Consider the following 24,974-nt stretch of genomic DNA (forward strand, 5'->3'; position numbering starts at 1 on the left):
AAACATAATTTTAATAAATATCCAGATTTGAACGGAGAGGAATATGGAGAACCAAATTTTTCAATTGCAGTATGCAATTGATACTTTTTACTTTCTGATGTGCGGCGCCTTGGTAATGTGGATGGCCGCCGGCTTTTCCATGCTGGAAGCCGGCTTGGTGCGCTCCAAAAACACCACGGAAATTCTCACCAAGAATGTGGCCCTGTTTGCGATTGCCTGCATTATGTATCTGCTGACTGGCTACGCCATTATGTACGATGGTGGCTGGGCATTGTCCGGTATTGAGGCGTTTAGTCTGGAAGGCGTTCTCAGTGATTCTGCAGAAAATGGTTTTGAGGGTGACTCCGTTTATTCCGGAGCTTCAGACTTTTTCTTCCAGGTGGTCTTTGTAGCTACCGCCATGTCTATTGTTTCTGGTGCGGTTGCCGAGCGTATGAAGCTGTGGAGCTTCCTGGCCTTTGCAGTAGTTTTGACCGGTTTCATCTATCCACTGGAAGGTGCCTGGACCTGGGGCGGCAAAGAGGTTTTCGGCCTGTACAATTTGGGCAATCTCGGTTTCTCTGATTTTGCCGGTTCCGGTATCGTGCATATGGCGGGTGCAGCGGCTGCGCTTGCTGGTGTCTTGCTGCTGGGCGCGCGTAAAGGCAAATACGGCCCCAACGGTCAGGTGTATGCTATTCCCGGTGCTAACTTGCCGTTGGCAACCTTGGGTACCTTTATCCTGTGGATGGGCTGGTTTGGCTTCAACGGCGGCTCGGTGCTGAAACTGGGAGATGCTGCCAGTGCACACTCCGTAGCCATGGTCTTTGTGAATACCAATACCGCTGCTGCCGGTGGTGCTATTGCTGCACTGATCACCGCCCGTATCCTGTTCGGTAAAGCGGATCTGACCATGTTGCTAAATGGTGCCCTGGCCGGTCTGGTGGCAATTACAGCGGAGCCTTCGACCCCGACTGCATTGCAGGCAACCCTCTTCGGTATGATCGCCGGTGTGTTGGTGGTCTTCTCTATCATCACCCTGGATAAGCTGAAAATTGATGATCCGGTGGGCGCTATCTCTGTACACGGCGTTGTCGGCTTGCTCGGTTTGCTATTGGTACCTGTGACTAACAATGATTCCAGTTTCAGCGGGCAATTGATTGGTGCACTGACCATCTTTGGCTGGGTATTCGTCAGTTCATTTGCAGTGTGGTACCTCCTCAAGCTCGTCACTGGTATCCGTGTGAGCGAAGATGAGGAGCAAGAGGGTGTTGACTTGACCGAATGCGGAATGGAAGCTTACCCGGAATTTATGAACAAGTAAGTTAACAGTGTCGGTGCTGCCCCATAGGCGGGGCAGTGGCCTGGGTAAGGTTCTCTCGACGAGGACGAATCAGGGGAAATACTCAAGATGAAATTGATTACGGCTGTAGTAAAGCCCTTCAAATTGGATGATGTACGCACTGCCCTGTCTGAAGTGGGCGTGCAGGGAATGACCGTCACCGAGGTAAAAGGTTTTGGGCGTCAAAAAGGCCATACAGAACTTTATCGTGGCGCCGAATATGTGGTGGACTTCCTACCGAAAGTAAAATTGGAACTCGCTGTTGATGATGAGATGGTGGACTCCGCTGTTGAGGCAATCACCAAGGCGGCGCAAACCGGCAAAATCGGTGACGGCAAAATCTTTATCACGGCTCTCGAAGAAGTCATTCGTATCCGTACCGGTGAAACCGGTAGCGAAGCTGTGTAACCTGTTTGATAACTCTTTCATAACGTAGCGATTGAGTATCATAAGCCCCGCAAGGGGCTTTATACGCACTTCTGATAAGTCCCGCTATCTCGCCTTCGATCTTTGTTATCTATTTTGCTTGAAATACCTGCTACGGGGGCAGGCGCAAAAATCTGCATAACTAACTGAAATATTCCCATTTCATTTCCCAACAAAAAACTCTACAGCCTCCTCCTTGTGTTACTGGCACGGGGGTGGGGAACTGCCTATAAATTAATCGCCGCTATTGACGCGGTAGGGGATCGCCACTGAAAAGTGGTTGTCAGTTTTGTAGATGCCGCGGGAAAGGGGCGGCACAGAGGTACTCCCTCTGTAACAGGAGTAAAGGTTACAGGGTTTTAGCTATGAAAGATGGTTATGAAGATCAGGGTAAGAACTCTCGCAGCAAGGACTCCGAGGAATTTGCAGAAGAACGCAGTATCACCTCTCGCCAGCGCGCCAGAAGCCAGTTAAGTTCCGATGTAGAGGAGTTTCTCGCCGGTGGCGGCGCGATTAGTGAAGTTGATCCAGAAGTTACCGCCGACCCCCGCGCAAACCGCAGCCAAAATACGGCAGCCGCCCTATCTAATCTCTCTGGTCGCTGTTGCTCCTCCAGCAGGAGGAGTGACAGTTGGCCAAACCCCTCTCAGCCTCTCAGAGCTTTTACCGATTGAGCAGTTTCGGTAGCAGGCGCTCCAGGACTTCGCCGATATAGGATAGGAATAAAGTGCCCAGGCTAGACCGGTAGTACTGGGGATCAGCAGAGCCTACCGCTAGGGTGCCAAGTTGATTGCCCAAAGGAACGACGGCAGCTGAAGCGATATATTGCGCTTTTTCCGCAAACAGGAATTCTTTTTCCCGTTGGCGCAAAACACCGCAGATGGGACGGCCGTTACGAATTATTCCGCCAATTGCCGTCTCGGCATCGGAAAATGTGCTGGTCTGAACTTGTCCCAGGCTTTGGCGGGAAGCAGATATTGGCTCGAACAGAGTCAGGCTGGTGAACTCAACATTGAAGTCAGCGGCGAAACTGGCGTAGAGAGCTTCTGTGACTTCACCGATATTTTCAGCTTCCAGCAGTGCAAGGATAAGTCGGCGGCTATTGAAAAATAACTGGTCGTTGTCCCGGGCGTTGTGCAAGAGCTGGTCGAGGCGCTGTCGCATTTCGATATTGCGCTCACGCAGCAAATTCGTTTGGTGGGTCATCAGCGACACGGTCTTGCCATTTTCCCGCGGCAACTTGATGGTTTCTAGCAGTTCCATGCGCTCTTCAAAGAACTCCGGGTTTTGAATCAGGTAGCGAGCTACCTGCCGTGCCAGCAGTTTATCGTCACGCTGGGTTTCCTTGTGAGTGTCGCCGGCAATCTCTTCGGGGGGCTGATTGGCGTCTGTGTGTTCCATTGTGTTTGCTTTTTCTGGCACGGGGATGGGGCATCGGACAACTGATGTGGCGAAGCGTTCTGCTCTCTGAGTTATCCCGTACCCGCTTGTGGCGGGTTTACTGCCAAATACCCGGACAATTGTTTAGAGAATAATCTGCCCGTGAAAAACCGTGGTTGCGGGCCCGGTCATAGTAACTGGCTGGCCGGGTCCGCTCCAGTGAATTGTCAGTGTGCCGCCGGGGAGCTGAATTTGGACTTTGTCATCCACCAGGTTTCGCAGGCGAGCGTATACCATGGCAGCACAGGCGCCTGTGCCACAGGCACGAGTTTCGCCAACCCCGCGCTCAAATACCCTGAGCTGGGCTTCGGTGCGTGTATCCACTTGCAAAAAGCCAGCGTTGACCTTTTGTGGGAACCGCGGGTGGCGTTCAATTAGGGGCCCGAGTCTTTCTACCGGTGCGGAAGCGATATCTTCCACCAGCAGAACCGCGTGGGGGTTGCCCATGGATATAGCACCAATGGTGAAGGTCTCCCCGTCCACTTCCAGGGGATAGGACTCTGCACGGCGATCGGCGGAAAAAGGTACTTTTTGGGGCTCGAGGACCGGTGCTCCCATATCGACACTAACCTGATCCCCGTCCAGCACTCTCAGGTGCAGTAAACCGGCGGCAGTTTCTACTTGGATATTTTTCTTACCGGTAAGGCGGCGTTCACGTACAAAGCGGGCAAAACAGCGGGCGCCATTGCCGCAATTTTCCACTTCGCTGCCATCGGCGTTAAATATGCGATAGCGAAAATCCGCCTCGGGTGTGCGGGGCGGCTCCACCAGCAGTACCTGGTCGCAGCCCACGCCGAGGCAGCGGTCTGCCAGGCGACGAGTTTTTTCCGGGGTCAGTTTAATTTTTTGGCTGACGCCGTCGAGCATCACGAAATCGTTGCCGAGCCCATGCATCTTGCTGAATTTAACGCGCATTCCATTTCTCTGTTCGTACTGATTTTCCGCGGCGTTAGCTGCGGTTTGGGGCCCGGGCTGAAAAATGGACCCCACTGCGATGCAAGTAGCTGATCAGGCTTTTTGGGGACAGTGGTCTCACCGCGAACCAAGTCGGCAAAAGTCTCCCGCTCACGCACCAGGTAAGTTTTGTCGCCATCCACAAGTACTTCAGCAGCGCGACAGCGGCTGTTGTAATTGGAACTCATGGTGAAACCGTAGGCACCGGTCGACAACATGGCTAACAGCTGCCCCTCTCGCAGAGATTGGGAGCGGTTTTTACCCAGGAAGTCGCCCGTTTCGCATACCGGACCGACAATATCCCACAGGGTACTTTCACTCTCGTCCGGTGTCACTGGCACAATATCCTGCCATGCTTGGTAAAGGGCCGGACGCAGGTTGTCATTCATGGCGGCATCGACGATAGCGAAGTTGTGCTCTTCGGTACGCTTCAGGTATTCGACCCGGGTCAGCAGGGCGCCGCCGTTGGCGGCAATGGAGCGGCCGGGTTCGAGAATCAGGGATAAATTGCGTTCGCCGATACGCTTGTGGACCTCCGTCAGGTAATCCCCGACAGGGGGTGGTTCCTCACCCCGATAGCGCACACCGAGGCCTCCGCCCAGATCCAGGTGTTCCAGGGTAATTCCCAGCTCGGCGAGCTGATCGATAAGGACCAGCAGGCGATCGAGTGCATCCAGGAAGGGGGCGACTTCGGTGAGCTGGGAGCCGATATGGCAGTCCACACCGGTAATTTTCAGGTGCTCGGAATCCGCCGCGTGCTGATAAACCTCGATCGCCTTGTCTATGGCGATGCCAAATTTATTTTCTTTGAGACCAGTGGAAATATAGGGGTGGGTTTGGGCATCCACATCGGGATTGACCCTGATGGAAATCGGGGCGGTCTTGCCACACTCTGCGGCCACGCGCTCAAGGCGGTCAATTTCCGCTTCTGATTCAATATTGAAGCAGTGCACTCCAACGTCCAGAGCGCGCCGCATTTCCTCTGAGGTTTTACCCACTCCGGAAAATACGATTCGCGATGGGTCGCCGCCGGCGAGCAGCACTCGCTCAAGTTCCCCGCCGGAAACAATATCAAAGCCCGCCCCCAGCTGTGCCAGCAGTGACAGAATGCCCAGGTTACTGTTGGCTTTTACTGCGTAGCAGATTAATCCGGGGCGATTGCCGAGGGCCTCGGCGTAATCCCGATATTGCCGTTCAAAGTGTGCGCGGCTGTAGACATAAGTGGGGGTGCCGAAATTCTCAGCTATTTGTTCCAGTGAAACCTGCTCAGCCCACAGGCTACCGTCGCGATAACTAAACTCTCTCATATGACCGGTTCTTACTCTTCTAAATCTTCCTCGACATTGGAGTCATCCGCTGTGCCCGATTCGTCGTCGACTTCGATAGTCGGGCCGGTCTCAATGGTGTCATCGATATCAAAATCGGGCCCGTAGCCGTCTTCAGATTCAATTTCATCAACGGTTTCCACCGCTTGCTCTGCTGCAGAGCCGGGCTCGCCGGGTTGTGCTGCACCACTGGTGGGTACTGTCTCCGGCGGGCCACCTGGAATATTGGAGGCGGGCATGGCGGGGTCCTGTGGAAGATAGAGAGGACCTTTTTGGCCACAGCCCAGTAACAGTGCGGTGGCACCGATGGTGATGGTTAATAGAGAGAGTCGTTTTTTGAGCATCGATAACATCCTGAGAGTCGGAGATTCGCAGCGGCAACCGGCAAAAGCCTGATAGTATAGCGGCCCACCTGATTCAACACATTACACGGTAACAGAAGTAACCAAAGATGAGCCAAGCGGAATATGATGCGGCTGTGGAGCAGACTCTAATCGGTATTGAGGATGCACTCGATCACTGTGATTGGGATATTGACTACGAACGCAGTGATGCGGTGCTGACCCTGACCCTGGAAGACAATGGCAGCCAGGTAATTCTCTCGCGCCAGTCTGCCAACCGGGAGTTGTGGGTCGCCGCCAAATCCGGTGGCTACCATCTTTCTTTTGAAAACCCCGGTTGGAAGTGCACCACGACCGGTGAGGACCTGCCGACTTTGCTCGACCGCGTATTGAGCGAGCAGCAAGGCGAACAGGTTTCCCTCGGATTATCCGCTTAAACAGCGCTTAAGTGCGCTGCGAAATCTCTTCCCGTGCGCGTTTACAGGCCGCGCGCACTTGGTTCGGTGCGGTACCGCCAATATGATCGCGAGCCGCAACCGAGCCCTCTAAAGTCAGCACCTCAAATACATCTTCGCCAATTTCTGTTGAGAACTGTTGTAGTTGGGCCAGGCTGAGTTCGGATAAGTCTTTATCCTGTTCAATAGCAAAGGATACGGACTGCCCGACAATTTCGTGAGCATCGCGGAAGGCCACCCCTTTGCGTACCAGATAATCGGCCAGATCCGTCGCGGTGGAGAAGCCCTTGGCCGCAGCTTCCAGCATATTTTCTTTTTTTGCCTTCAGTGCCGGCGCCATATCGGCAAACGCGCGCAGGCAATCCAGTGCGGTATCGGCGGCATCGAATAGTGGCTCTTTATCTTCCTGGTTGTCCTTGTTGTAGGCCAGCGGTTGGCTCTTCATCAGTGTCAGCAGCGCAATCAGGTGGCCGTTAACCCGGCCCGTTTTTCCGCGCACCAGCTCCGGAACATCGGGGTTTTTCTTCTGCGGCATAATTGAGGAGCCGGTGCAGAAGCGATCGGGAAGGTCAATAAAGTCGAACTGGCTGGAAGTCCACAGCACCAGCTCTTCACTGGCCCGGGACAGATGGGTGAGCAGCAGCGCGGCGAAAGCACAGAACTCGATAGCGAAGTCCCGGTCGCTGACTGAGTCGAGGGAGTTTTCTGTGGGGGCATCGAAGCCCAGCAACTCCGCTGTGCGTGCGCGATTGATCGGATAGCTGGTGCCGGCCAGTGCTGCGGCTCCCAACGGTGAGCGGTTAACCCGTTTGCGGCAATCCATCAGGCGCTCGAAATCCCGGCTCAGCATGGCATTCCAGGCCAGTAAGTGGTGGCCAAAGGTCACCGGTTGCGCGCTCTGTAAGTGAGTAAAGCCGGGCATAATGGTATCGGCTTCGCGCTCCGCCAAATCGACCAAGCCATTTTGCAGGCGGGTCAGTTCGGCAGCAATCAGATCGATGCGCCCACGCAGCCACAGGCGGATGTCGGTTGCCACCTGATCGTTGCGCGAGCGGCCGGTATGCAGTTTCTTGCCAGTGGCACCAATGCGTTGGGTCAGGCGCGCTTCGATATTCATATGGACATCTTCGAGCTGCACAGACCAGGGAAATTCTCCCGCTTTTATCTCTTCGGCGATGCCCTTCAGGCCGTCGGCTATCTTGTGATATTCATCAGCACTTAATACCCCCACTTCTGACAACATCTGCGCGTGGGCAAGTGATCCCTGGATGTCTTCCATGGCCATGCGCTGGTCAAAAGTCACCGAGGCGGTAAATCGCTCGACAAAGGCATCGGTGGCTTCACTAAAGCGGCCGCCCCAGAGTTTGGCGGCAGGATTGTTGGCGGACTCGGAGGGGGATTTTTCGTTACTCATGGTTTTCCTGGCTGCAGTGAGATGAAAGGCTGGGGAGCTTGGTGATATCTTGCGCTTGGAACTTTGGGACAATCAAGAATAACAACTGCATGTCATTCCCCTGGCCGTCGGGCATTATAACGCAGAAAATTCGAAAATATCGCACAGGAAATAAGGATTCTGCGCTATCTGGGCAGCTTCCGTTTCTGCCAGACCTCTGCAGTGTCACCTCTCTGGCGGTGCTGGTGTTGATGGGGGAATTGCTGGCATTGGTGCTGGTCCTGGCCCTGGATGGTTTACCGGAATTCAGTTGGCAGCGCCTGGGGCTGATCTCTCTGGTGATCCAATGGGTGATATTGCCCTCGGCCGCGCTACTTTGCCGGCTTCGGCCGAGCCTGGCGAAAATGCCCCACAAACTCGCTGGCGGCTTGAGTTTTATTGCAGTGCTGTCGGTGCTCATATTGGTGATGGCAGTGCAGCGCTCCCTGCGCGCGGTGTTGTTGCAGACCAGCTTTGACAGCTGGGGGTTTGCGGGCGACTGCCTGCTTGGGGCTATTTGTGCGGGGGTGGTATTGCGCTACGCCTATCTTCAGCAGCAACTCTACAACCAGCAGCAGGCGGAGCTCGGTGCCCGAATTGAGGCACTTCAATCGCGGATTCGCCCCCATTTCCTCTTTAACAGTATGAACAGCCTGGCTAGTTTGATCGCTGTTGATCCTGATCGCGCGGAGCGATTGGTAGAGGATTTATGTGCATTATTTCGTGCAAGCCTCGCCGATCCAAAGCTGGTGCCTTTAGCGCAAGAGATTACTCTAGCCCAACGCTATTTGGAGATTGAAGCCCTGCGTCTGGGGGAGCGTTTACGCCAGAGTTGGCAGCTAGACGCGGGCCTGGATAAGGTTCAGCTGCCCAGTATGTTGCTTCAACCCCTATTGGAGAATGCGGTGTTGCACGGTGTGGCACAGTTGCGGGCAGGCGGAGAGATCAGAGTACAACTCTCGCAAGAGGGGGCATGTTCAAAGTTGTTATTGAAAACCCATTGCCACAGGACAGTGCAGTTCCTGCGAAGACAGGTAATGGCATGGCGACAGAGAATATTCGCCAGCGTCTCACTGCATACTACGGCGATCGCTTCAAATTTACCGCCCGTCGGGAGGAGGGCCGGTACCGGGTCATACTACAGCTACCCTTATCTCCCCGGGAAGTGGACCGGCGGGAAATAGAGTCCACCACAAATTCCAAGAAGACTATCGAGGTGATGGAGTGACCCAATTGCGCGTACTGATTGTTGATGATGAGCCTTTGGCTCGTGCCCGTCTGCACCGGCAGTTGGAGAGGATCGATAATTGTATTGCTGTAGGAGAAGCGGCAGATATTGAAGCAGGACTATCACAGATCCGCGAACTCGACCCGGACCTTGTGCTACTGGATATTGAAATGCCCGGTGGTAGCGGCCTGGAATTGGCTCAGCAGTTATCCAGCTTCGTGTGTCCGCCGGCAATAATTTTCTGCACTGCTCACGATGAGTTTGCTTTGCCCGCTTTTGCCACCTCAGCGGTTGGTTATCTATTAAAACCTGTGAATGTCGAACAGCTGCGCGAGGCAGTTTCCAAAGCGCAGCGTCTGAGTAAGCCGCAGCAGCAGTTGTTAACCAAGCAGGATCTGGAGGAGCCCAGTGGCCGCAGCCGCATTAAGGCGATAAGTCGCCTGGGGGTGGAGCTGTTGGATGTAGATTCTATCCGCTGTCTGGTTGCGGACAGCAAGTATGTTGTAGCCCATCACGCCGCTGGAGAGACCATTCTGGATGAGTCTCTAAAAGAGCTTGAGAGTGAGTTTGGACAGCGTTTCGTGCGTATTCACCGCAGCGCGCTGGTGGCTGTGCAATATATTGTTGGGTTGCGCAGGGACGGTACAAATTACCGGGTAGAGCTGGATGGCGTAACAGCAGCGCCGCTGGTGAGCCGGCGCATGCTGCCTTCGGTAAAAGGGTTGATCGCAGAGATGTGTTAGAGCTTAAATGCTTCCGCGGATAAAAACAGCGAGTACGGCTGCCACCATTAATACCGCAAAACTTACCCTGATTATTCGCGCCTGCCTGGGTTTATGAAAAACCGGCCTCAGGCTTCCTCCTAAGCACAACCAGATAAAATCCACCGCAGCGGCTACCAGTAAACAGACCAACCCTGTGGCTAAATAGCTCAGGCCACTCTCTTCAATCGGTAGTAAGAATTGGGAGAATATGGCAAGGAAGGCGGCATAGGCCTTGGGGTTCAATAAGTTAAAAATAAACCCATCCAGCAGCGACGGAGGCTGAGCCGTCGCCGATTCGCCCTGCTCCAGTACCGGGGCCGTGGCAATTTTGATCGCGATATAGCCAATATATAAGGCACCGCAAAGCTGAACCGCCAAGCGCGCTTCTGGCCAGGCAGCCAGCAGTGCGGCGATGCCGGCGGTTGCCCCGACAATGGCGACACTCAGGCCAAGCAGGATGCCGATAAGGAAACCGCTGCTTTTTCTCACTCCAAATGTCGCTCCCGATGCGGCCAGGGCAAGTGGTGCCGGGCCAGGGGAGCCGAGTAATAGAGCGGTTGCTGCAATTAGTGAAAAGAGTGCTTCTAACATATTTTTTGGTCCTACTTCCCGCCTGCAACGTCAATAAATGAACCGGTAGTAAAGGTGGATTCATCACCGAGTAGCCAAGCCACAGCTTTAGCCACTTCCTCTGCTCGTCCCCCACGCTTGAGTGGAATCGCAGACTTTACTCGCTCAATTCTGTCTGCTTCGCCACCATCAGCGTGCATTTCTGTATAAATAAAGCCAGGCCTAACACCATTTACGCGAATCCCTTCATCGGCAACTTCCTGGCTGAGCCCGATGGTCAGCGTATCGACAGCGCCCTTACTCGCTGCATAGTCGATGTACTCGTTAGGTGATCCCGAACGGCTGGCAGCAGAGGAAATATTCACGATGGTTCCTCCAGTGCCCCCATTTTTGATAGACATTCTTTTGATTGCTTCCCGGCAGCAGAGCAGGGTGCCGGTGATGTTGGTACGCAGGATTTCATTGATGCGCTCAGCGTCCATCGTTTCGACGCGCATTTGCGGTTTAATGATTGCCGCGTTGTTAACCAGGCAGCTAATTGGGCCTAGTTGCTCGTAGACCGTATTGAATAGCTGAACAATATCTTTCTCTGAGGAGACATCGGCGTGAACGGCTATTGCTAAAACACCAAAAGATCGAAGTTCGACGATCAGTTCTTCCGCTTGCTGCTTGCGCTGCCGGTAGCTAATGGCAATCTGGTACCCCCTGTGGGCAAGTAATTTGGCTGTCGCGGCACCAATGCCCCGGTTGCCACCAGTGATCAAGGCGACTTTTTAATTCATATTGATTGGTCACTCTTTTAACGGGATATTGCGCAGGAGAATAGAGGATTATTGAAAGGCTATTTTCTTCCAATAAAAATGCTGCAGAAAAGAGCCCGCGAGATCATTCAATCATTGGGCGGGATCAGCTTTTGCATCGCGGAAATATCCGCAGCGGATTATACCGGGGGAAAACCGTTTACAGGCTGGGGACCTTTGATATGTCTGTAAACGGTTTTGATCTGGCTGGATCGGGGGCTAGTAGAGCTGAGGACCACCGTCTCCGTACTCTGAATCATTTTGTAGACTCAACTCGCCAGCGGCACTATTTAAGTACTCGGCATCGGATTCGGATTTGAGCTTAATCATCAGGCGCAAATCATTGGCGGAGTCGGCGTGGGAGAGGGCATCCTCATAGGTAATTTCTCCCCCATCGTAGAGCTCGTAGAGTGCCTGGTCGAAGGTCTGCATTCCCTGCTCACCAGAGCGCTTCATCAACTCCTTGATCTTATCCACTTCGCCTTTGCGGATCAGGTCCGACATCAGCGGGGTATTGATCATGATCTCAAGGCAGGCACGGCGGCCATCGCCATCGGGGGTCGGTACCAGCTGCTGGGCCACCATCGCCTTCAGGTTGAGGGACAGGTCCATAAACAACTGTTTGTGGCGGTCTGCCGGGAAGAAATGAATGATCCGATCGAGGGCCTGGTTAGCATTGTTGGCGTGGAGGGTGCACAGACACAAATGGCCGGTCTCGGCGAAAGCGATGGCGTGGTCCATGGTTTCGCGGGAGCGGACCTCACCGATCAGAATAACATCTGGTGCCTGACGCAGAGTGTTTTTCAGGGCTACATCAAAAGACTCGGTATCCAGGCCCACTTCGCGCTGGGTCACAATACAGCCGCGATGCTGGTGGATAAATTCGATCGGGTCCTCAATGGTGATGATATGGCCCTTGGTGTTCTCATTGCGGTGGCCGATCATGGAGGCGAGGGATGTGGACTTACCGGTACCGGTGGCGCCCACAAAAATAATCAGCCCGCGTTTGGTCATGGCCAGGTCTTTGAGTACGTCGGGTAGTCCGAGTCCATCGATAGTGGGGATTTTGGTTTCGATGCGACGCAGCACCATACCCACCAGATTGCGCTGGAAGAAGGCCGATACCCGGAAACGCCCCACGTTGCGCACTGCAATCGCGAAGTTCAATTCCTTTTGCTCGGCAAACTCGCGCCGCTGTTTCTCGTTCATGGTTCCCACCACCAGCTCGCGCGCTTTCTCTGGCGTGAGCGCGGTGCTGCTACAGGGCACAACTCGGCCGTGCAGTTTGATGGAGGGCGGGACGCCCGCCGTGATAAATAAATCCGAAGCGCCCTTCTCTACAACCAGTTGTAGAAGTCTTTCAATATCCATGGTGATTACCGCGTTTTATCTCGACTTTTCTTCCCCAGATTGGGGGCGGGTTTTGGCCGTTTAGAAGTTCTCCGGCATCTTGGCTTTTTCGCGAGCCACTTCGCGGCTGATGATGCGGCGTGCCACCAGGTCTTCCAGGCATTGGTCCATGGTCTGCATGCCGACGCTGGCTCCGGTCTGGATGGCCGAGTACATCTGCGCGATTTTGTCTTCGCGGATCAGGTTACGGATGGCTGGGGTACCGCGCATAATTTCGTGGGCAGCGACCCGGCCACCGCCGTTTTTCTTCATTAGCGTCTGGGAGATAACGGCCTGCAGGGATTCCGACAGCATTGAACGCACCATGGCTTTCTCCTGCGCCGGGAATACATCCACCACACGGTCAATGGTTTTGGCGGCGGAAGTGGTGTGCAGGGTGCCGAATACCAAGTGACCGGTCTCTGCCGCAGTCAGCGCCAGGCGAATGGTCTCCAGGTCCCGCATCTCACCCACGAGAATGATATCCGGGTCTTCACGCAGTGCAGAGCGCAGCGCTTCGGCAAAGCCGTGGGTATCCCGGTGCACCTCACGCTGGTTCACCAGGCACTTCTTGGATTCGTGCACAAATTCGATCGGGTCCTCGATGGTGAGGATATGCTCGTATTTATTGTCGTTGATGTAGTCCATCATCGCCGCCAGGGTGGTGGACTTACCGGAACCCGTGGGCCCGGTCACCAGTACCAAGCCACGGGGAGTATCTGAGATCTGTTTAAACACCTGACCCATTCCCAGGTCTTCCATAGTGAGAACCTTGGAGGGAATGGTCCGGAATACGGCGCCGGCACCCCGGTTGTGGTTAAAGGCGTTTACACGAAAGCGGGCGACACCGGGGACTTCAAAAGAGAAGTCTGTTTCCAGTAGTTCTTCGTAATCCTTGCGCTGCTTATCGTTCATGATCTCGTAGATCAGGCCGTGTACCTGCTTGTGCTCCATTGAGGGCAGGTTGATACGGCGCACGTCGCCGTCGACACGGATCATCGGCGGCAGGCCCGCCGAGAGGTGTAAGTCCGAGGCGTTTTGCTTGGCGCTAAAGGCGAGGAGTTCAGTGATATCCATACTGCTACCTTATGGTTCTTGTTTGGGCTCAGGTAAAATCGCCGCTCAAATCGGTAAGGGCATCAGTATATGCGCAAAGAGACAATCGTCGAAAACCTGAATGCAGTAGGTGAGCGGATTGTGACATGCTGCAACAACTGCGATCGCAACCCCGCAGAAATTACCTTGTTGGCGGTTTCCAAAACACGACCGGCGGAAGACCTGCGGATTGCTTTTGCTGCTGGCCAGCATCACTTTGGCGAAAATTATTTACAGGAAGCCCTGCAAAAACAGGATGCCCTGTCCGACCTGGATATTCACTGGCATTTTATTGGACCGCTTCAATCGAACAAAAGCCGCGCTGTGGCAGAGCGATTCCAATGGATGCACACGGTGGATCGCTTAAAAATCGCCCAACGTCTGTCGGCACAGCGTCCCAGTAATATGGCACCACTCAATATCTGCTTGCAGGTGAATATCGATGGCGAGCAGAGCAAGTCTGGCATAGCTCCACAGGATTTGGTGGCTCTGGCGCGTGAAGTGATGACATTGCCGGGGCTATGCCTGCGTGGCTTGATGGCGATTCCCGCTGCTCGTGACAATGTATTTGAGCAGGAAAAACCATTTATCCAGTTGGCAGGGTTGCTGCAAAGTCTTCGTGAAGAATTTCCTGAGCAGACCTTCGATACTCTATCCATGGGGATGTCTAAAGATATGGAGGCTGCTATTGCCTGCGGCGCCACTATTGTGCGTATCGGCACAGATATTTTTGGGGCACGAAACTATTCTGCATGACAGAATTAGTACGCAAGTAGATTTTTTGGGATACGGGATGACAAAATCTGGGACTGTAGATGTATTGCTGCTGCTTTTGTCAGTGAGCGCGGTGCTATCTCTGTCTGTAACAAATAGTGTACTGGTGACTTGGGTGGCGCTTGAGTGGTTGGCTTTTATCTGCCTGATTGCATTTGTTTCTCCCAAAATCTCATTGGTTACCGGTTTTTTGAATTCGGCAGTTATTGGGATATTCGGAGATAAAAGCCGCTACTGGCTTTGGATATTGGCGATTGTTCTGAACTTGATCGCGATTGTGGAAACATTTCCTTTTTTGTTTAGTTAATCAGGGGCTCCTTACATAGTTAAGTTCTAAAAAGAAAACGGCCCTAAAGGCCGTTTTCTTTCTCTGGGAACAAATAATTATTGTTCATTCAAGCTGAGCTGCTTTTTTTGATCTTCACTCAGCAGGTGTTGGGCAAAAAAGAGCGCTGTTGCCTGGGTAAAGGCATCACTGTTCTCTTTCTTGCGGTAACCGTGCCCTTCATTGAGTGCGTTCATATACCAGACTCGATTGCCATTCTCGCGAAGTGCAGCCACGATTTGCTCAGCTTCGGTGACAGGTACCCGAGGGTCATTTTGTCCCTGCACTACGAGCATTGGCACCTGGATCTTGTCTACATTGTTGTTGGGGCTGATTTTTTCCAGGAAAGCGCGCATCTGCGGATCCCGCTCATCACCGTATTCGACTCGACGAAGGTCGCGACGATAGCTCTTGGTATTGGTGAGGAAGGTGACAAAGTTAGAGATGCCGACGATATCCACTGCTGCTTTTAAACGATCTGAGTAGTAAACACTACTGGCCAGCACCATATAACCACCGTAGCTGCCGCCAAACACAGCAACGCGTTCCGGATCCAGATCAGGCTGGGTAGCAATCCAATCCAGAAGAGCACCGATATCCCTAACTGAGTCCTCGCGCTTGTAGCCGTTATCCATGGCTAGGTAGCTCTTACCATAACCAGCGGACCCGCGTACATTTGGAGCAATTACAGCAACGCCAAGTTTTTCTAGCCACAGCTGGTATGTGCTGGAAAACATGGGACGGTACTGTCCTTCAGGGCCACCGTGGATTGAAATAACCACAGGTACGGGGCCTTTGGCATTGCGCGGCTTATAGACGAATGCGGGAATTTCACGCGGCTTTCCATCCACCTCGTCGAAAGTGGGATAGTGCACCAGTTCGGGTTCGACAAAGCTTTCGCTGTCGAGACCACCGACTTCACTAAATGTCCATCGGGTAAGGTCACCACTGGATAGCGGGCGGCGGCCAAGGTCCATTACAAAGGAATCGGAGGGAGTTTTAGGCGTGTTTAGGGTTAGGGCCAGCTTATCACCTTCGGGGTTAAATTCTATTCCACCGATAAGACCGATCGGCAGCGAGTCGACCTTGCGGTAGCGGTCATTGCGTGGATCGTATAGATAGAGGGAGGACATACCATTTTCGTTGGCGACAAAAGCGCCGCGGCGACCGTCTTTACTGAGGATAAAGCTACTGATATCCCAGGGGATATCGGAGGTAATTATCTTTTCATCGCCACTCTCCAGGTCTTTGCGGATCAGTTGGGTAAATTCGCGCCCTTTGTCAGAGATGATATAAACCGAGCGACTGTCATAACTGAAACCCGCTGGGAAATTGCGGGAATCAGCCTCTTCATCGCCCGTACCGGCGAGTAGTGAGACTTCGCCGCTGTCGAGATCCAGCAAATGGACATTAGATCGAGTGGAGGAGATATATTGCATGACCAAAATTTGGCTGCCGGATTGTGAGAAATCACTGGGACCCCACCAACTGCCATCCTCAGACTTAAGGATCAAGCGGTCTTCTTTTTTGTCACCGTCGAAAGTGGTTAGCCATATATCATTGGCCCTGCCATCTCGGCGAGTACTCTGGTAAGAGATAGCGGAGCCCTGCTTATTCCAGAGAATACTGCCATTGCGAGACTCACCATCGGTAATCATCTCGCTAGTGCCATTTTCTGTATCAAACAGGAAAATCTGGGCGTATTCATTGCCGCCGGCATCCATGGTGAATGCCAGTTGGCGGTGCTCCGGGCGGGTAGAGATGCCACCTATAGGTTCTTCGAAAAAGGTTAGCTGTCGGCGAGCGCCACCTGCATTCTCTACCTTGTGTAATTGAGAAACTTCGCCGAAGCGGGTACTGACATAGATACCGTTACCGTCAAGGTCCCAGCCCCGGAAGCTAGCTGAGCGTACGTTCTGATAACGATTGAGCTCATTGATGATAGTTTGGGGAATGTTTGGCACATCTTCGAGTACCAATTGGCCGTTGTTTAGCGTACGAGTTTCTACTGCACCAGCGGCACTGGTCGCAGTGATCAGTGTCGCTATAAGCAGTGAACGCCATCCTTTTTGCATACTGTCCTCCGTTAGGAGCCACTTGGTATGGCTCTCTTGTTATTTGAATCTGGCGGCCACATATTAGCGGAGTGCCCCGAACGGGGAAAAGCAACAAAATTTTTGTAACCGCCCAAGGTGATATGAGTGAGTACAGCGATCCCTAAGATGGTTTTTATTGGTGGCGCCGGCAATATGGCGGGGGCAGTGATCGGTGGTTTGGTGGCCTCCGGTTATCCGGCGGACCGGATCACTGCTACAGGCCGTGATCGGGACAAACTTAATGCTTTTGCCGAGAGCCATGGGGTAGCTATTAGTGACGATAATGTTGCCGCTATTGTTGATGCCGATGTAATTGTACTGTCGGTGAAACCGCAAGTTATGCGAGAACTTTGTGAGGGACTGAAACCCCATTTGGTGGATCGCTCGCCCTTGATTATCACTTTTGCTGCGGGAATTCCGCTCGCGGCTTACCACCGTTGGATGGGAATGCACCTCCCTATTGTCAGGGCTATGCCTAATACCCCGGCCCTGGTGCAAACCGGAGTTACCGGTCTTTATGCCGATAGCAAGGTTACGGGCGAACAGAAGGAACTTGCCGGGCGCATCGTCGATGCGGTAGGTATCTCATATTGGGTTGAGGAAGAGCGCGGCATCGATCAGGTGATTGCGGTAGCGGGATCGGCACCGGCTTACTTTTTCCAGTTTATGGAGGCCATGATTGATGCGGCTTCCGCCGGTGGCCTTGCCCGTGCGGATGCGGAGCGCCTTGTGTTGCAAACTGCCCTGGGCGCCGCCAAACTGGCGGTCGCCAGCGATGTTGACGTCGCCCAGTTGAAGCGCAATGTGATGTCACCAGGTGGAACCACTGAGCGTGCTGTTCAACGGTTCGAGAAGGGTGGGTTGCCGCAGTTAGTGGCCGATGCCATGCGCGATTGCGAGGAGCGGGCGACGGAAATGGCAAAGGAATTGGATCGGTAACAGGTTCCGGTCCAATTGGGTAGGTGCAGCGGTGGCTGCTGAAAATCTTTTTGTTTAGGGTTTATCCATGGTCAATACCTTCAGCGATATCGGCGTTTATGTCGTGGGCATACTGGGCATTTTGTTCCTTTTCGCCGTGTTATTGCGTTTCCTATTGCAGTTGGGCCGTGCGGATTTTTACAACCCCATATCTCAGGGCGTTGTGAAGGTTACCAACCCTTTGTTGCTGCCGCTGCGCAAAGTGGTGCCAGGACTTTTTGGCGTCGATATGGCCTCAGTAGTACTGGCGTTGATAGTCGGTTGGGCGATGATTATGGCTTGCGCCATGATCGCAGGTTACGGCCTGGTTAACCCCCTCAGTGCCCTGCTGTGGTCGTTGATCGGCTGTGTCTCCACTGTGATAGCGATGGTGTTTGTCGGCTTATTGGTCTCCATCGTTGCCAGTTGGATTGCGCCGAATAGCGGCCATCCAATTCTAATTTTACTGCACCAACTCCTGGAGCCATTTTGCGGACCTGTGCGACGCTTGATCCCGCCGTTGGGGGTGATTGATATCAGCCCGATATTTGTCTTTATCCTGCTCACTGTGATTAACAGGCTGCTTATTGGTTTTGCCCAAATGGCCAACATGCCGGCTTTCGTGTACAGCCTGTTTTGGCATATCCCCGGCTTTTAACCGGACTCTGATCACCCCAAAATATCCCCTGCACCTTTCAAGCCCCGCCCTCTGGGGCTTGCGCAGTTGTTCGAAGGTTTCTTAAATTGTGACCGGCTGAACATTTCTTCACCTGTGCGCACTAGATCGTATTTGGCGCGGTGTTAGACTCTTATACTATCGACTGACGGCTCTTTCTCTTGTCTTAGTAGGGGCCGGTAGTTCCGGGTCTCAATAACAAGAACACCGTGAAATGGAAGACGCACTTTTACGCCAGCATATTTCTGACTACGACCGTTGGAAAAAGAATCTCGATCGCCAGTTTGCCCACTTCAGCCAATGGCTTGAACAGCACTTCTCTAATTCTGCTGGTGCCTGCCAGGTTGTACAGCAGGCCCGCGCCCTACTTGCAGATGATCAGTTCACCCTGGTTTTAGTTGGGGAGTTTTCACGGGGGAAAACTGAACTGCTCAATGCCCTGTTGTCGCAAACTTACGGACAGCGTCTACTGCCCTCAAGACCGGGGCGCACCACTATGTGTCCCACGGAAATTTTCAGTGATGGCGGCGAGCGCGCCAGTTTGCGGCTGCTTCCGATTGAGACCCTGGCGACGAATACCAGCCTGGAGAGCTTCCGTCGAATTCCGCAAAAGTGGGTAACTCACGAGTTTGATGCCAATGATCCCGAGGCGACCCGAGAGACTTTATTGAAGGTTGCCTCGACCAAGTCAGTAATGCCGGAAGAGGCCGCTCGCTATGGCTTCGATCGGCGCCACTTGGATGGCAAAGGGAATCTAGTTGAGATCCCCGCCTGGCGTTTTGCTTTGATTTGTCTGCCGCACCCATTGCTGGATCAGGGGTTGCGTATTATTGATACCCCGGGACTGAACGCCCTCGGCAATGAGCCGGAGCTCACATTGAGTACACTGCCCGGGGCCCAGGCGGTTGCCTTTCTGCTGGCTGCCGATGCTGGGGTAAGTGGTACCGATATGAGCATGTGGGAGACTCACCTGGCGCCACTGCAAGAGCATCGCGGAACATCCGTGATGGCCCTGCTCAACAAGATGGATGTGCTTTGGGATGATCCGGAGGAGGATGCTGAGCTGCTGTTGCGACGCATGCGCAGCGAAGTGGCCGGTCTCTTGTCTCTGCCTCAGGAAAATGTTGCCGGAGTCTCTGCAAAAATGGCTCTGTTGGGGCGCCAGCAGCGGGATGCGGATTTGGTGCGAAGCAGCCGCTTCGGTGAGTTTGAAAGGATGCTGGTTCAGCGCCTGTTGGAGCACCGGCATAAAATGGCCGAGCACCGCTCACTGCATCAAGCTCTCACCCTGATGGCTGATACCCGCGATCTACTCAAGCGTCGTTTGAATAGTGGCCGGGCAGCGTTGGCTCACCTGCAGCGCAATAGTGGCAACACCTCAGAGCAATTGGCAGAGTTGGAACAGTTGCAGACGACCGTGCGCGAGCAGCATAAGATTTGTCATCAGGAATTGCTGACGCTCAAATCCAGCCAGAGAATGCTTACACGACAAAGCACTTCTCTGTTGGCGCCGATATCCAGACAGCAGTTGCAGGCGCTGATTGACGATACCCTGGCTACTCTCAATCGCCGTTGGACGCCCATGGGCATGGCCAGGGCTATCGATACTTTTATGGAAGGGGTAGACCATCAGATGTCTAACCTCGAGCGGGAAGTGGATCAGGCTAATCGCTTGCTCGACGCTGTATTTGAGCGCTCCAGCTTGAAGAAAGTCGATGATGCTGAGCAGTATTTTACTATCCGCAAATTTCGCTTCGCGTTGCGGGGACTGCATCGCCAGGCCGCTCAGCTGAGGCGATCCCCGCAGCTGTTATTGGCGCGCCGCAGCCGTCTCAGCGAGCGCTTTATTACCACGCTTGCCAGTGAAGTGGGTCGGCTTTACGACGATATGGGTAACAAAGCGGAAAATTGGTTAGAGCAGGCTCTTGAGCCTCTTAAACAGCATGCGCAGTATCAGAAACAATTACTCAATCGCCATTTGATTAAGCTCACCGAGTTGAAACAGAAAACTCGCAGTCGTCGCACGGATCTTCGAACTCTCGAGGATGAGGTTCAGCGCAATGATAAGGCGCTGGTGGCGTTAGAGGATTTACTGCGGCACAACAGCTCTGCACCACAGCCGGTTGCGCCGGCGCCGCGCGCGCACAACGTAACCCCCTTGAAGGCCTCGCATACCACCTGAATTGGGTGCTAATTGATATTGGTTCTGACTGGCATTTGTTATAAGTTGCAGTGATCTTATTCACTGACTGCTTCGGCAATTTGCCAGGCAGCACCTATCAACCTGACAGATACAGTGCCTTGTCAACGGAAAATCCTATCGCTTCTGCGGAAGCCCAAACTGCAACTACCGGTGACCCAGGCTCCGTGGGCCTTGTTGAGCCTAAAAGTCATAACTTTAGTGAACCGCTGGAATTGGCCTGTGGCCGAGTGCTGAAAAATTACACTCTGGTTTATGAGACTTACGGTGAACTCAATAGGGAAAAGACTAACGCAGTTCTGATCTGTCATGCTCTGTCTGGGCATCATCACGCTGCGGGGCGACACAGTATCGATGATAAGCGCCCGGGGTGGTGGGACCACTATATCGGTCCGGGTAAGCCGATAGATACTAATCATTTCTATGTGGTGTCCGTTAATAATCTCGGCGGTTGCCACGGATCTACCGGCCCCGTATCCATCAACCCGGATACCGGCACTACCTGGGGGCCGGATTTTCCATCACTGCGTGTCCGCGACTGGGTCCACAGTCAAGCGCGCCTGGCGGATATGCTAGGTATTCGACAATGGGCGGCGGTTGTTGGCGGCAGTCTCGGTGGAATGCAGGCGATGCGCTGGTCACTGGAATACCCTGAGCGCCTGCGTAATTGTGTGGTGATTGCCTCTGCCATGAAGTTATCTGCACAGAATATCGCGTTTAATGAGACCGCACGCCAAGCGATAACATCCGATCCAGACTTTTGTGATGGGCACTACCTCCAACAGGATAAGTTACCCCGTAGAGGCCTGGCCGTTGCGCGTATGATCGGGCACATCACTTATCTGTCTGACGATGGATTGGGGCGCAAGTTTGGTCGAGAATTGCGCAGTGGCAGCTTTCAACAAGGATCGGATGAAGAAGTGGAGTTTCAGATACAAAGTTATCTGCGCTACCAGGGAGCCAGTTTTTCCACCACCTTCGATCCCAATACTTACATTCTGATGACTCGAGCGCTGGATTTCTTCGACTTAGCTCGGGAATACGGGGATGACCCGGTAGAGGCCTTCTCCCATGCCAAGTGCCGGTTTTTATTGGTGTCATTTACTTCTGATTGGCGCTTTGCGCCGGAGCGCTCGAGGGAAATCGCCGATGCCCTGATGCACGCGGATATTCCAGTCAGCTATGCCGAAGTAGAGTCAGTAATGGGACACGATGCCTTCCTGCTGCCCAATGGTCGTTATGAAGGTGTATTTCGTGCCTATATGCAGAGAGTTGCGGCAGAAATTTCTGAGGAGGTGTACTGATGCGGATAGATTTGGATGTGATCCAGGAATGGATCGCTCCCAACAGCCGGGTTCTCGACCTCGGCTGTGGCGATGGTGCACTGCTCGATCAGCTGGGGAGAAATAAAAATGTGAAAGGCTATGGCCTGGAGATTGATCCCGAGCAAATAGAGCGATGTGTGGCTCGTGGGGTCAATGTTGTCGAGCAAAATCTGAATACAGGGCTGGGAAATTTTGCTGATGGTAGCTTTGATGCTGTGGTGATGACCCAGGCACTGCAAACCTTGAGTCAGCCTCATTTAGTGGTAGAGGAAATGCTCCGGGTTGGGCGGGATTGCATTATTACGTTTCCCAATTTTGGGCAGTGGAAGGCCCGCTGGCACCTCGCATTCTCCGGGCGCATGCCAGTATCCGACTTATTGCCATACGAATGGTATGACACTCCCAATATTCACTTTTGTACTTTTACAGACTTTGAGGTGTTATGCCGAGAAAATGGCTGGGCGATTCTGCATCGGCAAGTGGTTTCTGAGTCCACGGTTGGGCGGGCATTCAAAGACTTTTTACCAAATTTGTTTGGTGAGACAGCCATCTATCATCTAACTCGCTAAACTAAGATTTGCGCCAGCTCTTTTGTGGAGGACTTTGGCGCGATAAATAGATCGAGAGGGGCACTCCTGAGGGGGCCTGACTGGAATTGACCACCAAACCTACCGGGAGAGGTGGCGCCTATAACAACTGGAGGTGGAGCGTGAAACGCATCCTTACCCTGGCTGCTTCTGTGGCCTTGCTATTTTTATCTGTCGGCGCTGCCGCGCAAGAAGCGCGTACGATTAAGAACTACGCTGATTTTGGCGACTATCGAGTAGTCTATTCAGTGTTCAATAGCGATTTTATCCAGCCGGATATCGCCCGTCAGTACCAGTTGGCTCGAGCAAAAGATCGGGCGTATGTAAATGTCTCTGTCGTCAAGAAAGAGGGCGGAACCCATGGCCTCAGCGCTGAGATGTCTGGCACAGCTACCAACCTGATCCAGCAGTCAAGACCACTTAAGTTCAAAGAAATTCGGGAAGGGGATGCTGTTTACTATCTCGCACCCCTGCGCTTTGAGGATGAGGAGACCCTTACCTTTAACGTAGATATCAAGCTGCCCAATGGTAAAAGTGAGACGATCACTTTCCGTCGCAGATTGAACCGATAGACATCTGCCAAGGTTCCGCTGGCTGAGAGCTGGTCGAAACCCCTTCTTTAAGATTCACCGCGGGCCGAGGCCCGCTTTTTGTTTGAAGCAATATGGTAAATAAAATTGTTCTTGCCAGCGGTAATGCCGGCAAACTTCGCGAATTTTCACAGCTGTTCGCCTCATGGGATATACAGGTTCTTCCTCAGTCTGACTTTGGGGTAAGTGACGTTGATGAGACCGGATTGAGCTTTATTGAGAATGCTTTGATTAAGGCCCGCCACGCCAGCCGTATCAGTGGCCTGCCGGCATTAGCCGATGACTCCGGGCTGTCGGTAGATGCATTGAGTGGTGCGCCGGGAATTTACTCTGCACGCTACTCAGGTGCCGGGGCGACTGATGAAAAAAACAATGCGAAGTTATTGGAGGCCATGGTTGATGTTGAATCTAAGCATCGCACTGCCAGTTTCCACTGCGCGCTGGCTTTTGTACGGCAATGGGATGACCCGGTGCCTTTGGTATCTAGTGCAAAGTGGAGCGGGACAATTTTGCGGGAGCCGGCGGGAGAGCAGGGTTTTGGTTATGACCCGCTGTTCTTTGTTGAATCTGAGGGAATGACCTCCGCTGAACTGCCGAGAGACTTGAAGAATCGACTGAGCCACAGGGCCCAGGCTATGTCTCAATTTGAGCTTTTATGGCAGCAAAATATGCAGGGTGCCGACCTTGCCTGATCAGATTGCTGAATTACAGCTGCCACCACTAAGCCTGTATATCCATATCCCTTGGTGTGTGCGCAAATGTCCCTACTGTGATTTCAACTCCCACCAGGCTGATAGAGACCGGGCTAATTCGGACTACGCCCTACCGGAATCCGAGTATGTGGCGCAGTTGCGCCTGGATCTGATCAGCCAGTTGCCCTGGGTGCAGGGGCGAAAATTGCAGTCCATCTTTTTTGGTGGTGGTACGCCGAGCCTGTTCTCCCCCCAAGCAATTGGGCAGATCCTGGAGGCTGCTGAGCAGGTGGTGGGTTTTGCTGAAGGGGTCGAGATAACCCTGGAGGCCAACCCCGGCACTTTTGAACAAGCCAAGTTCACTGGCTATCGATCTGCTGGAGTTAATCGTCTTTCTATTGGAGTGCAAAGCTTCGATTCCAATCAGCTACAACAGTTGGGACGTATTCACAGCGGAGAAGAGGCCGAAGGTGCCCTGGCAATGGCGCGTCGTGCGGGCTTTGACAATATTAACCTCGACCTGATGCACGGATTGCCCAATCAGACCGAGGTGGAAGCCCTTGGCGATTTGCGCCGAGCAATTTCCTTGGCTCCAGAGCATATTTCCTGGTACCAATTAACGATTGAGCCAAATACTGCATTCTACAGTGCGCCACCAGTCACCCCCGGCTCCCAGCTGATAGCCAGTATGCAGGGCAGCGGACGCGAACTACTGGCGTCCGAGGGCTATCGTCGTTACGAGGTGTCGGCTTATAGCAAACCCGAACTTGAATCCCGCCATAATATTAATTATTGGTCATTCGGAGATTATCTGGGGATTGGTGCCGGTGCTCATGGCAAGGTAACCCTAGCTGAAACTGGGCAAATTCTGCGCAGTCGTCGCACACGCACTCCGAGGGACTACTTGTCTATCGCCAGGCAAGATCCCGAGCTGCTGCATAGTGCCTTGTCTGAACCCCATACTGACAGGGTTGAGAATGAGGATTTGCCACTGGAGTTTCTTATGAATGCCCTTCGCCTGGCGGATGGTGTTCCCAGTGATACTTTTACCCGCCACACCGGGCTGCCGATGTCCGAGCTGCAAAAACAATGGCCTACCCTGATGGCAATGGAGCTTGTAGAGCGTCTGGATAAGCGGATTGCTGCCACGGCTTTTGGCTTTGACTACATCGATGAGATTTTGCAGCGCTTCCTGGAGCAGGCGTAAGTCTG

26 protein-coding genes are annotated in these 24,974 nt (G+C 53.3%); 16 read left to right on the forward strand and 10 right to left on the reverse strand.

Annotation, left to right across the window (positions count from 1 at the left end):
- Positions 1-43: 43 nt before the first annotated feature.
- The 3 genes from QT397_04310 (at position 44) to QT397_04320 (ending at position 2,421) form a co-directional block, all read left to right on the forward strand.
- Positions 44-1,303: an ammonium transporter gene (locus tag QT397_04310; protein ID WNZ56595.1), complete on the forward strand. Its 1,260-nt coding sequence runs from the start codon at positions 44-46 to the stop codon at positions 1,301-1,303.
- 87 nt (positions 1,304-1,390) lie between these two features.
- The gene (locus QT397_04315; GenBank protein ID WNZ56596.1) at positions 1,391-1,729 is read left to right on the forward strand and encodes a P-II family nitrogen regulator; all 339 of its coding nucleotides are present in this window, start codon (positions 1,391-1,393) and stop codon (positions 1,727-1,729) included.
- A gap of 383 nt (positions 1,730-2,112) precedes the next feature.
- Positions 2,113-2,421: a hypothetical protein gene (locus QT397_04320; GenBank protein ID WNZ56597.1), complete on the forward strand. Its 309-nt coding sequence runs from the start codon at positions 2,113-2,115 to the stop codon at positions 2,419-2,421.
- Here the strand turns inward: QT397_04320 and QT397_04325 are convergent.
- From QT397_04325 to QT397_04340, 4 genes are all read right to left on the reverse strand, one after another.
- A complete protein-coding gene (locus QT397_04325) occupies positions 2,411-3,148 on the reverse strand; it encodes a DUF484 family protein (GenBank protein WNZ56598.1) in 738 nt (245 codons plus the stop codon). The two genes, QT397_04320 and QT397_04325, sit on opposite strands and share 11 nt — an antisense overlap.
- Positions 3,149-3,271: 123 nt before the next feature.
- The gene (gene dapF / locus QT397_04330; protein ID WNZ56599.1) at positions 3,272-4,102 is read right to left on the reverse strand and encodes a diaminopimelate epimerase; all 831 of its coding nucleotides are present in this window, start codon (positions 4,100-4,102) and stop codon (positions 3,272-3,274) included.
- Positions 4,054-5,448, reverse strand: a complete 1,395-nt coding sequence (lysA, locus tag QT397_04335) for a diaminopimelate decarboxylase (protein ID WNZ56600.1) — start codon at positions 5,446-5,448, stop codon at positions 4,054-4,056. Before lysA ends, dapF begins: the two co-directional genes overlap by 49 nt.
- An 11-nt stretch (positions 5,449-5,459) precedes the next feature.
- Positions 5,460-5,810 (reverse strand): lipoprotein, encoded by a 351-nt coding sequence (locus tag QT397_04340; protein ID WNZ56601.1) that lies wholly within the window; start codon positions 5,808-5,810, stop codon positions 5,460-5,462.
- 107 nt (positions 5,811-5,917) lie between these two features.
- Between QT397_04340 and cyaY the strand changes: the two genes are divergently transcribed.
- A complete protein-coding gene (gene cyaY / locus QT397_04345) occupies positions 5,918-6,244 on the forward strand; it encodes an iron donor protein CyaY (protein WNZ56602.1) in 327 nt (108 codons plus the stop codon).
- A 7-nt stretch (positions 6,245-6,251) separates the two neighbouring features.
- Here the strand turns inward: cyaY and argH are convergent, their stop codons facing one another.
- The gene (argH, locus tag QT397_04350; GenBank protein ID WNZ56603.1) at positions 6,252-7,676 is read right to left on the reverse strand and encodes an argininosuccinate lyase; all 1,425 of its coding nucleotides are present in this window, start codon (positions 7,674-7,676) and stop codon (positions 6,252-6,254) included.
- An 89-nt stretch (positions 7,677-7,765) separates the two neighbouring features.
- Here argH and QT397_04355 point away from each other — a divergent pair, with 89 nt between their 5' ends.
- Both QT397_04355 and QT397_04360 read left to right on the forward strand, forming a co-directional pair.
- On the forward strand, positions 7,766-8,878 hold the full coding sequence (locus QT397_04355) for a histidine kinase (protein WNZ56604.1): 1,113 nt from the start codon (positions 7,766-7,768) through the stop codon (positions 8,876-8,878).
- A 40-nt stretch (positions 8,879-8,918) separates the two neighbouring features.
- Positions 8,919-9,665: a LytTR family DNA-binding domain-containing protein gene (locus tag QT397_04360; protein WNZ56605.1), complete on the forward strand. Its 747-nt coding sequence runs from the start codon at positions 8,919-8,921 to the stop codon at positions 9,663-9,665.
- 3 nt (positions 9,666-9,668) lie between these two features.
- Here the strand turns inward: QT397_04360 and QT397_04365 are convergent, their stop codons facing one another.
- The 4 genes from QT397_04365 to QT397_04380 form a co-directional block, all read right to left on the reverse strand.
- Positions 9,669-10,277, reverse strand: coding sequence for a LysE family translocator (locus QT397_04365; GenBank protein WNZ56606.1), 609 nt, complete (start codon positions 10,275-10,277; stop codon positions 9,669-9,671).
- 11 nt (positions 10,278-10,288) lie between these two features.
- The gene (locus tag QT397_04370) at positions 10,289-11,020 is read right to left on the reverse strand and encodes an SDR family oxidoreductase (GenBank protein ID WNZ56607.1); all 732 of its coding nucleotides are present in this window, start codon (positions 11,018-11,020) and stop codon (positions 10,289-10,291) included.
- Between the two features lie 255 nt (positions 11,021-11,275).
- Positions 11,276-12,427 (reverse strand): PilT/PilU family type 4a pilus ATPase, encoded by a 1,152-nt coding sequence (locus tag QT397_04375; GenBank protein ID WNZ56608.1) that lies wholly within the window; start codon positions 12,425-12,427, stop codon positions 11,276-11,278.
- Positions 12,428-12,487: 60 nt separating this feature from the next.
- Positions 12,488-13,522 carry a type IV pilus twitching motility protein PilT gene (locus QT397_04380; protein WNZ56609.1) on the reverse strand — a complete coding sequence of 345 codons (1,035 nt, stop codon included), beginning with the start codon at positions 13,520-13,522 and terminating at the stop codon, positions 12,488-12,490.
- A 69-nt stretch (positions 13,523-13,591) separates the two neighbouring features.
- On the opposite strand from QT397_04380, the gene QT397_04385 reads away from it, so the two are divergent.
- Positions 13,592-14,296 carry a YggS family pyridoxal phosphate-dependent enzyme gene (locus QT397_04385; GenBank protein WNZ56610.1) on the forward strand — a complete coding sequence of 235 codons (705 nt, stop codon included), beginning with the start codon at positions 13,592-13,594 and terminating at the stop codon, positions 14,294-14,296.
- A gap of 25 nt (positions 14,297-14,321) precedes the next feature.
- Positions 14,322-14,621: a hypothetical protein gene (locus QT397_04390; protein WNZ56611.1), complete on the forward strand. Its 300-nt coding sequence runs from the start codon at positions 14,322-14,324 to the stop codon at positions 14,619-14,621.
- Between the two features lie 77 nt (positions 14,622-14,698).
- Here QT397_04390 and QT397_04395 read toward each other — a convergent pair whose 3' ends face one another.
- A complete protein-coding gene (locus QT397_04395; protein ID WNZ56612.1) occupies positions 14,699-16,714 on the reverse strand; it encodes a S9 family peptidase in 2,016 nt (671 codons plus the stop codon).
- A 126-nt stretch (positions 16,715-16,840) separates the two neighbouring features.
- On the opposite strand from QT397_04395, the gene proC reads away from it, so the two are divergent.
- The 8 genes from proC (at position 16,841) to hemW (ending at position 24,969) form a co-directional block, all read left to right on the forward strand.
- Positions 16,841-17,674: a pyrroline-5-carboxylate reductase gene (proC, locus tag QT397_04400; GenBank protein ID WNZ56613.1), complete on the forward strand. Its 834-nt coding sequence runs from the start codon at positions 16,841-16,843 to the stop codon at positions 17,672-17,674.
- Positions 17,675-17,741: 67 nt separating this feature from the next.
- Positions 17,742-18,350: a YggT family protein gene (locus QT397_04405; GenBank protein ID WNZ56614.1), complete on the forward strand. Its 609-nt coding sequence runs from the start codon at positions 17,742-17,744 to the stop codon at positions 18,348-18,350.
- A gap of 232 nt (positions 18,351-18,582) precedes the next feature.
- Entirely contained in the window at positions 18,583-20,550 is a 1,968-nt protein-coding gene (locus QT397_04410) for a dynamin family protein (protein ID WNZ56615.1), read from the forward strand.
- A gap of 137 nt (positions 20,551-20,687) precedes the next feature.
- Positions 20,688-21,872 (forward strand): homoserine O-acetyltransferase, encoded by a 1,185-nt coding sequence (locus QT397_04415; protein ID WNZ58493.1) that lies wholly within the window; start codon positions 20,688-20,690, stop codon positions 21,870-21,872.
- Positions 21,872-22,462 carry a methionine biosynthesis protein MetW gene (metW, locus tag QT397_04420; GenBank protein WNZ56616.1) on the forward strand — a complete coding sequence of 197 codons (591 nt, stop codon included), beginning with the start codon at positions 21,872-21,874 and terminating at the stop codon, positions 22,460-22,462. The genes QT397_04415 and metW overlap by 1 nt, the downstream gene beginning before the upstream one ends.
- A gap of 140 nt (positions 22,463-22,602) precedes the next feature.
- Entirely contained in the window at positions 22,603-23,052 is a 450-nt protein-coding gene (locus QT397_04425) for a DUF4426 domain-containing protein (protein ID WNZ56617.1), read from the forward strand.
- Between the two features lie 92 nt (positions 23,053-23,144).
- A complete protein-coding gene (gene rdgB / locus QT397_04430; GenBank protein ID WNZ56618.1) occupies positions 23,145-23,762 on the forward strand; it encodes an RdgB/HAM1 family non-canonical purine NTP pyrophosphatase in 618 nt (205 codons plus the stop codon).
- Entirely contained in the window at positions 23,755-24,969 is a 1,215-nt protein-coding gene (gene hemW, locus QT397_04435; protein ID WNZ56619.1) for a radical SAM family heme chaperone HemW, read from the forward strand. Before rdgB ends, hemW begins: the two co-directional genes overlap by 8 nt.
- Positions 24,970-24,974: the final 5 nt, after the last annotated feature.

Origin of the sequence: Microbulbifer sp. MKSA007 (assembly GCA_032615215.1) — a bacterium.
Lineage (GTDB): Bacteria > Pseudomonadota > Gammaproteobacteria > Pseudomonadales > Cellvibrionaceae > Microbulbifer.

Coding starts and splice junctions, on each gene's coding strand:
- QT397_04310 (WNZ56595.1), top strand. CDS start 44: ATGGAGAACCAAATTTTTCAATTGCAGTATGCAATTGATACTTTTTAC.
- QT397_04315 (WNZ56596.1), top strand. CDS start 1,391: ATGAAATTGATTACGGCTGTAGTAAAGCCCTTCAAATTGGATGATGTA.
- QT397_04320 (WNZ56597.1), top strand. CDS start 2,113: ATGAAAGATGGTTATGAAGATCAGGGTAAGAACTCTCGCAGCAAGGAC.
- QT397_04325 (WNZ56598.1), bottom strand. CDS start 3,148: ATGGAACACACAGACGCCAATCAGCCCCCCGAAGAGATTGCCGGCGAC.
- dapF (WNZ56599.1), bottom strand. CDS start 4,102: ATGCGCGTTAAATTCAGCAAGATGCATGGGCTCGGCAACGATTTCGTG.
- lysA (WNZ56600.1), bottom strand. CDS start 5,448: ATGAGAGAGTTTAGTTATCGCGACGGTAGCCTGTGGGCTGAGCAGGTT.
- QT397_04340 (WNZ56601.1), bottom strand. CDS start 5,810: ATGCTCAAAAAACGACTCTCTCTATTAACCATCACCATCGGTGCCACC.
- cyaY (WNZ56602.1), top strand. CDS start 5,918: ATGAGCCAAGCGGAATATGATGCGGCTGTGGAGCAGACTCTAATCGGT.
- argH (WNZ56603.1), bottom strand. CDS start 7,676: ATGAGTAACGAAAAATCCCCCTCCGAGTCCGCCAACAATCCTGCCGCC.
- QT397_04355 (WNZ56604.1), top strand. CDS start 7,766: ATGTCATTCCCCTGGCCGTCGGGCATTATAACGCAGAAAATTCGAAAA.
- QT397_04365 (WNZ56606.1), bottom strand. CDS start 10,277: ATGTTAGAAGCACTCTTTTCACTAATTGCAGCAACCGCTCTATTACTC.
- QT397_04375 (WNZ56608.1), bottom strand. CDS start 12,427: ATGGATATTGAAAGACTTCTACAACTGGTTGTAGAGAAGGGCGCTTCG.
- QT397_04380 (WNZ56609.1), bottom strand. CDS start 13,522: ATGGATATCACTGAACTCCTCGCCTTTAGCGCCAAGCAAAACGCCTCG.
- QT397_04385 (WNZ56610.1), top strand. CDS start 13,592: ATGCGCAAAGAGACAATCGTCGAAAACCTGAATGCAGTAGGTGAGCGG.
- QT397_04395 (WNZ56612.1), bottom strand. CDS start 16,714: ATGCAAAAAGGATGGCGTTCACTGCTTATAGCGACACTGATCACTGCG.
- QT397_04405 (WNZ56614.1), top strand. CDS start 17,742: ATGGTCAATACCTTCAGCGATATCGGCGTTTATGTCGTGGGCATACTG.
- QT397_04410 (WNZ56615.1), top strand. CDS start 18,583: ATGGAAGACGCACTTTTACGCCAGCATATTTCTGACTACGACCGTTGG.
- metW (WNZ56616.1), top strand. CDS start 21,872: ATGCGGATAGATTTGGATGTGATCCAGGAATGGATCGCTCCCAACAGC.
- rdgB (WNZ56618.1), top strand. CDS start 23,145: ATGGTAAATAAAATTGTTCTTGCCAGCGGTAATGCCGGCAAACTTCGC.